Genomic DNA, 950 nt, shown 5'->3' on the forward strand with positions numbered 1-950 from the left:
GGTCTGGCCGCCGGGATCGCCCTGGCCTGGCTGGTGGCCCGCGGCATCGCCGGACCGCTGCGCCGCGTCACCGCCGTGCTGGACGCCCTCGCGCACGGCGATCTGACCCAGCGCGCCGAGCTCGATCGGCGCGACGAGGTCGGCACCATGGCCGCCGCCTTGAACCGGGCCACCGCCACCATGCGCCAGACCATCGGCGTCATCCACACCAACGCCACCGCCCTGGACACCTCCTCGGCCGACCTGAAGGCTGTCAGCGAGCAGCTGGCCGGCACCGCCGCAGGCACCGCCACCCAGGCCGGCGGCGCCCGCGAGGCGACCCGCGAGATCACCGAACACGTCAGCACCCTGGCCGCGGCCTCCGAACAGATGGGCGCCTCCATCCGGGAAATCTCCGCAGGCGCCTCCGACGCCGCCGGCGTGGCCGGTCAGGCGGTCACCACCGCCCAGCAGACCACCGCCGTGGTCGGCAAGCTGGGCACCTCCTCGGCCGAGATCGGCAACATCCTCAAGGTCATCACCTCCATCGCCGAGCAGACCAACCTGCTGGCCCTGAACGCCACCATCGAGGCCGCCCGCGCCGGGGACGCCGGCAAGGGCTTCGCCGTGGTCGCCTCCGAGGTCAAGGAACTGGCCCAGGAGACCGCCAAGGCCACCGAGGACATCGCCAAGCGGATCGAGACCATCCAGTCCGACACCGCGGCCGCGGTGAGCGCGATCGATGACATCTCCACCATCATCGGCACGATCAGCGATTACCAGACCACCATCGCCGCGGCGGTCGAAGAGCAGACCGCCACCACCGGCGAGATCAGCCGCAGCGTCTCCAGCGCCGCCCAGGGCGTGCACGACATCGCCGACACCATGACCGCGGTGGCCGGCGCCGCCCAGCAGACCACCGAGGGGGTGGCCACCTCCCGGCAGGCGTCGGAGCACCTGGCCGCCATGGC

Annotated in this window: 1 protein-coding gene; it reads left to right on the top strand. The window is 72.5% G+C overall.

Annotated features, from left to right (window positions below):
- Nucleotides 1-950 (top strand): methyl-accepting chemotaxis protein (locus Psi01_RS42930; protein WP_204069962.1); only part of this gene is annotated, 950 nt, incomplete at both ends.

Source organism: Paraplanobispora siamensis (assembly GCF_016863175.1).
In the GTDB taxonomy this organism is placed as follows: domain Bacteria; phylum Actinomycetota; class Actinomycetes; order Streptosporangiales; family Streptosporangiaceae; genus Planobispora; species Planobispora siamensis.